General features: G+C 42.8%; 5 protein-coding genes and 2 pseudogenes. 2 read left to right on the top strand and 5 right to left on the bottom strand.

Features of this window, described 5'->3' with window-relative positions:
• Together ACE01T_RS12395 and ACE01T_RS12390 are read left to right on the top strand one after the other, a co-directional pair.
• Positions 1-97 (top strand): annotated as a pseudogene (locus ACE01T_RS12395) (IS5/IS1182 family transposase); the annotation flags it as partial.
• Positions 75-1091 (top strand): annotated as a pseudogene (locus ACE01T_RS12390) (MFS transporter); the annotation flags it as partial. The pseudogenes ACE01T_RS12395 and ACE01T_RS12390, both read left to right, overlap by 23 nt.
• 291 nt (positions 1092-1382) lie before the next feature.
• Here ACE01T_RS12390 and mnmE read toward each other — a convergent pair.
• From mnmE to rpmH, 5 genes are all read right to left on the bottom strand, one after another.
• Positions 1383-2738 carry a tRNA uridine-5-carboxymethylaminomethyl(34) synthesis GTPase MnmE gene (mnmE, locus tag ACE01T_RS12385; protein ID WP_395519351.1) on the bottom strand — a complete coding sequence of 452 codons (1356 nt, stop codon included), beginning with the start codon at positions 2736-2738 and terminating at the stop codon, positions 1383-1385.
• Between the two features lie 99 nt (positions 2739-2837).
• Positions 2838-4592, bottom strand: coding sequence for a membrane protein insertase YidC (yidC, locus tag ACE01T_RS12380; RefSeq protein ID WP_180174960.1), 1755 nt, complete (start codon positions 4590-4592; stop codon positions 2838-2840).
• A 5-nt stretch (positions 4593-4597) separates the two neighbouring features.
• Entirely contained in the window at positions 4598-4918 is a 321-nt protein-coding gene (gene yidD, locus ACE01T_RS12375) for a membrane protein insertion efficiency factor YidD (RefSeq protein ID WP_166171660.1), read from the bottom strand.
• A gap of 9 nt (positions 4919-4927) precedes the next feature.
• A complete protein-coding gene (rnpA, locus tag ACE01T_RS12370; RefSeq protein ID WP_086197590.1) occupies positions 4928-5317 on the bottom strand; it encodes a ribonuclease P protein component in 390 nt (129 codons plus the stop codon).
• Positions 5318-5347: 30 nt separating this feature from the next.
• Positions 5348-5482: a 50S ribosomal protein L34 gene (gene rpmH, locus ACE01T_RS12365; RefSeq protein ID WP_000831329.1), complete on the bottom strand. Its 135-nt coding sequence runs from the start codon at positions 5480-5482 to the stop codon at positions 5348-5350.
• Between the last annotated feature and the right edge of the window lie 518 nt (positions 5483-6000).

The raw sequence follows: 6000 nt of genomic DNA, 5'->3' as shown, positions 1-6000 counted from the left end.
GCTCTGGAAAAACTGTGAAAAGCACCTAAATACGAGCCTTCAGTTCATTAATTTAGCCTTTTTAAGGCTACTTTTGCATAGAAAATATTCTGGATAGGTTCTTAGGCCGTACCAGTAACAGCATTGGCTTTTTAAAAACCTTAGAACTGGGTTTGGTCATCATCACACTTGGGCTTCTACTGTCCATGTTTGCGAATAATGTGCTATGGCTGTCTTTGGGGCGTTTTATTATCGGAATTGCCTCGGGATTAATGACCACATCGGCATTGATTGGACTGATGTGGAGTATTCCTGAATCACATAAAAGCCATGCACCCCAGCTCAGTTCAGTGATTACCGCAGTTGGCTTTGGTCTAGGCCCGCTGGTCGGTGGACTGATTGCCCAATTTTCTGCTACACTGCTATTTACCCCGTATATTCCTATCATTGTTGGGGCAATGTTGTGCTTCGTAGGCTTGTTACGTCTGCCACAGCCTGAATTTAGCGCACAGGCGTTCTCGATTGCACCGCATTTAGAACGTCCTGAAGCACAATTTCATGTTGAATTTTATATTACCGGTTTGACTGCCTTTTGTGCCTTTGCAGCGTTTAGCCTATTCGCTTCACTTTCTCCCTCATTTGTACAGTTCATCATTCCCTGGCATGGTCCTTTGGTCAGTGGATTAGCCATTACCTGTATTTTGCTAATTTCTGCCATGGTACAGTATTTTTCCAGATCGATTCCTGCAAGAAAATGCCTGAATTATGGGCTGTATACGCTGTTGTTCAGTTTATTGATCCTGGGTTTATGTATATATCTACACTGGAGCTTTCTGTTTTTTATCAGTGATGTACTGGTTGGCGTTGGGCATGGATTAGCGCTGATCGGGGCATTTGGTTTAATTCATGCCATGACCAACCTGCACAACTGGGCTGCAGTCATGTCGACTTATTTATTTGTAGCCTATTTAGGCACCATTTTACCCATTCTTGCAGTGGGTTATCTTGCCGATCATTTTGGTTTAACCGCAAGCGTACTCAGTTTTTGTGCTGCGTTCTGTTTACTGTGTCTGTATTTGTTAATTTGGCATAAAAAAATAAATGATAAATAATCATCCTCAGCTTTAATGATCTTGCCCAGAAGTTTAGGTTATACGCTCATTCTCAATAATATTGAATCCATTTTATTCCTCATCGACAGAATGGAAATGCCCAAATTCTTATTCAGGCGTTCTCCTATCTGGTGACTTATAACAGAATAAAATATCATGCCATTAGATAAATTTTTAGCCTATCGTGAATCATTCAGTGATATAAAAAAAGCACTAAGTGATTAAAACTTAATGCTATTTTTCACATACTGGAATTTATTAGAGCCTATTACATAACTCTTTAATTTTAAATTACTTTCCGATACAAAATGATCCAAAGATCTTGCCCAACAAGTCATCTGCACTAAAGTCCCCGGTAATTTCACCCAAGGCATTCTGGGCAAGTCGCAATGACTCCGCCACCAGCTCACCGGCATGGAACACCACCAGTTGTTCACGCGCTTCTGCCAGATAGTGCTGAGTGCGCTTCATTGCGTCTAAATGGCGGGTACGGGCAATAAAGGTATCTTCTTCAGGCTGGAAGCCTGCATGCGCTGTAATCGCTTCTATGAGCGACTGCACCCCAGTTTCCTGCTTGGCAGAAACGGTAATATGACGGAAACCTTGATAATCACCAATTGCAGCAGTTGCACCGGTCAAGTCACACTTGTTGGCGATCAGCATTAAACGGCGTGGTTCCAAATGTTCGGCAAAATAGTTTTGTGCCAATTGCAGCGGATCTTCCCCTTGGCTTAAGTCATAGACCAGTAGCAACAAATCAGCCTGTTCAATTTCTTTAATCGCACGGCGAATGCCTTCTTTTTCCACGACATCGCCAGTTTCACGTAAACCAGCGGTATCGGTCAGGGTAATCGGCAAGCCATTCAAGGTGATTTTTTCATGCAAGACATCACGGGTGGTACCAGCAATATCAGTCACAATGGCGCGTTCATTTCCTGCCAAAGTATTCAGCAAGGAAGATTTACCCGCATTCGGTTTACCCGCAATCACTACTTGTAAGCCCTCACGCAATAGCTGGCCTTGTCGTGCCGAAGTTTGCACGGCAGCAACTGAAGTTTGCACATCTTCCAGCAAGGCTAAAATTTTGCCGTCTGCCAAAAAGTCGATTTCTTCTTCCGGGAAATCAATCGCAGCTTCCACATGCAGACGCAGGTGAATCAATTTCTCTAACACCGTATTGACCCGGGTAGAAAAAGCCCCTTGCAGTGAACGGACTGCAGAACGTGCCGCGGCCTGAGAGGTGGCATCAATCAGGTCGGCAATCGCTTCGGCCTGGACCAGATCCAACTTGCCATTTTCAAAGGCACGCATGGAAAATTCACCGGCTTTGGCAGCGGTTGCACCCAGCTCCAGTAGTCGGCCGAGCAGGGCATTTTGAATCACCGGCCCCCCATGCCCCTGTAACTCCACCACATCTTCACCGGTAAACGAGTGTGGGTTAGGGAAGCAAATGGCCAGGCCTTCATCCATGACTTCACCAGATGCATCATAAAACTGACGGAAACCGGCGAAACGGGCCTTAGGCAAAGCGTTTCGGGTTAAAGCTTCAGCAATGGCATAAGATTTTGGACCCGACAGACGAATTACCCCCACGCCACCGCGCCCAGGCGGAGTTGCAATCGCAGCAATCGTAGTAAGGTTTTGCATAAAATTCACCTAAAAAATCCCAAATCACAGCCAAAGAAAAATCCGCCTAAGATTACCATCTTAAGCGGATTTATTCAGCTATTCGCAATCAGTCGTTACTTAAACAACATCGCGTTTTTCGCGTTCTTTCGCCACACCTTTGTTGATCAGGCTTTGCTGCAAGATGGTAATACTGTTGTTGACAATCCAGTACAACACCAAGCCCGCAGGGAAGAACAACATAAATACGGTGAAGACAATCGGCATAATCTTAAAGACTTTTGCCTGCATCGGATCAGCCGGCTGCGGATTTAAAGACTGCTGAATAAACATGGTCGCGCCCATCAGTAACGGCAGGATAAACCACGGATCCATTGCAGATAAATCTTGAATCCAAGCCAACCAAGGTGCATGACGCAGTTCTACCGATTCCATCAAGACCCAGTACAAGGCCAAGAAAATCGGCATTTGCAATAACAATGGCAAGCAACCCGATAATGGATTGACCTGTTCACGTTTATACAACGCCATCATTTCTTGCGAGAAGCGCATACGGTCTTCGCCAAACTCTTCTTTCATGCGTTGCATTTCAGGTGCAATCACACGCATTTTCGCCATCGAGCGGTAGCTCTTGGACGACAATGGCCAAAGAATCAGTTTGACCAATACGGTCAACATGATAATTGACCAGCCCCAGTTGCCGACAATGTTATGGAAGAATTGAAGGCCCAAGAACAATAATTTGGCAATTGGCCATAACCAGCCATAATCGACCGTTTGATTCAAGCCCACAGCCAAGTCTTTTAATTCAGACTGTACTTTAGGACCTGAATAGAATGTCGCATCCACTTCCGCCGCAGTACCTGCAGGTACATTCATGGTCGGTGAAGTGAAACCAATAATGTTCATATTATCGGTAGATTGGCGAGATTCCAGTTTGGCACTATAAGGCTGACCATTGGCTTGAGTCAGTTTAAGATCACCCGGAATCCAGGCACTGACAAAATAATGCTGCACGACAGCAACCCAGCCACCTTTGGCTTCAACATTCAACTTTTCATCGTTGAAGTTGGCAAATTTCAGCTTGTTATAATGTTCATCTGGCGTTCCCCACGCCCCACCCAGGAATGTACCGAGTGTGAAAATACCTTGGGAAGATTTACCCGGATCATCCGAATTATCACGTTTGATCTGACCAAACATCTGGCCTTGCCAGTTCTGGTTACTACGGTTGACCACTTTGTGGCTGACCATAACCGGATATTCACCCTGCTTGAAGGTAAACGTCTTAATGATCTCTACACCGTCAGCAGTTTTGTAGACCATCGGTACCGATAAAACCTTAACTGCTTGACCGTCTTTGTTTTTTTCCGCTTTGGCATCTGCCAGTGTATAAGATGCTTTTTCAATCTCATATACAGGACGACCATTGCGGTTACTGTCTGGTCCATTTAAACCAATCAATCCAGACTGAGCAACATAAGTCCGTTGTGCATCGCTTTCCAGCATCACGAACGGCGCATTACTGTCTTTGTCTTTATCGTGGTTCAATAATTCAATACGAACAATGTCACCCCCTTTAGGATTAATCCAAAGATGATAAAGGTCAGTTTGTACTGAAATAAGCTGTTGACTTACAGGTGCAGTGGCATCTGTTGTAGTTTGCTGAGTCGCAATATTCGCTTGAGGCATGTCAGACGCAGTAGCAGCGGTTTGACCATTTGGCAAATCTGCAGATACTTCATGTGAAACCACGGCAGCTTCTTGCTGCGGTTTAGTTTCTGCATGACCATAATCCTTTTGCCAAGCCAAAATAAGCAAATATGCGACGACAAACATGGCCCCTAGAATTGCAAACCTGGCCCATTGTTGCATATCTATTATCCCAAGTAGTTAGAGTGATTTCGGTTCAATAAACGATCACGAAAGGGTACAACAACGTGAAGCGTTTGAGAATCTATTTGCTGAAATGAAATAAAACGAATTGCCTTTGGCGGAACCGGATCATATCCCGAGCCCCCCCAAGGATGACAACGACAAATACGCTTAGTAGCTAACCACACACCACGCACAGCACCATAACAATGGACTGCTTCCAAAGAATATTGAGAACATGTGGGAATATAACGACAGCGGGGTCCCAATAAAGGACTAATCGCGATCTGATAGAATCGAATCAACCAATGCAGTAAACGTACCATTGGCCTTCTCTACTTTTGTGGGGAGGGAGCTATCTTTTTATGCTTTTTGGCAAGGCGTTGCAATTTCTGCCAAGCAAATTGTAATTGCTGCTGCAATTCCGCATTAGGGATTGCTTCAATACCCATTTTAGGCATGACCACAATATCTAATAAATCTAATTGCTGCTGATGCAGGCGAAAACTTTCACGAGCAAGACGCTTTACTCTATTTCTTTCATGTGCGCGACGCACTTTTTTCTTGGCAACAACAATACCCAAACGGCTTTTCGGCTGCTCGGAATTTTTAGCAAGAAATAAGAAATGGGGTTGATGCACTTTAAAAAGCGCACCATCAAACACACTTTTATAATCGGCAGCACAGTGTATGCGTACATCTGTGCTGAAGCCATAAAGTGTCATAACACCCAAAATCGTAATAGCGTTAACAGATTAAACAGTTAAGCTATGACGACCTTTTGCACGACGGCGAGCTAATACTTGACGACCAGCTTTAGTAGCCATACGAGCACGGAAACCATGAACACGCTTACGCTTTAATTCTGATGGTTGGAATGTACGTTTCATATTGAAACTCCAAAAATGATCTTTCTATGAAGGTTCGCGATTTTAGTGTTCATTCAATGAGCTGTCAATCAAAAACAAACTTTCTTTCAAAATAAACCGGTTTTTAGAAGATTGATATGTTGAACATGCATTTAGATAATTAAAAGTTGTATCTATTTTATACACAGTGTAAATTATTGATTAATAAAACAACATAAGTTATAAACAGAAATATTCACAATCTTATCCACATCTTACTGTGAATGAAATGCTTGTGTTGTGAAATGAATTTAAATTTATAACTTTTCCGAGTTATCCCCAAAGAATGGCGTTCTTATAAATAAATTCAAATTTATAAATTTAAATTTATTACTACTAGGGCGGTGTTTTTCTGTGGAAAAGGCTATTTTATTTTTAATAAACATAAATTTAAATTGTGGATATCTATGTTTTTATAATTTTATTAAATTGTGGATAACTTTATGTTATATTTTATCCACAGCTTGCGGATAAACTTATCCACATTGTGATTTAAATTT

The organism is Acinetobacter uliginosus, assembly GCF_044130295.1.
GTDB lineage: Bacteria > Pseudomonadota > Gammaproteobacteria > Pseudomonadales > Moraxellaceae > Acinetobacter.
Note: the sequence above shows the minus strand (reverse complement) of the source record. Positions and strands in the feature narration are given on the sequence as shown.

What these genes read in the sequence shown, in the direction of transcription:
- mnmE (WP_395519351.1), bottom strand. Translation starts at nt 2,738, where the DNA reads ATGCAAAACCTTACTACGATTGCTGCGATTGCAACTCCGCCTGGGCGC.
- yidC (WP_180174960.1), bottom strand. Translation starts at nt 4,592, where the DNA reads ATGCAACAATGGGCCAGGTTTGCAATTCTAGGGGCCATGTTTGTCGTC.
- yidD (WP_166171660.1), bottom strand. Translation starts at nt 4,918, where the DNA reads ATGGTACGTTTACTGCATTGGTTGATTCGATTCTATCAGATCGCGATT.
- rnpA (WP_086197590.1), bottom strand. Translation starts at nt 5,317, where the DNA reads ATGACACTTTATGGCTTCAGCACAGATGTACGCATACACTGTGCTGCC.
- rpmH (WP_000831329.1), bottom strand. Translation starts at nt 5,482, where the DNA reads ATGAAACGTACATTCCAACCATCAGAATTAAAGCGTAAGCGTGTTCAT.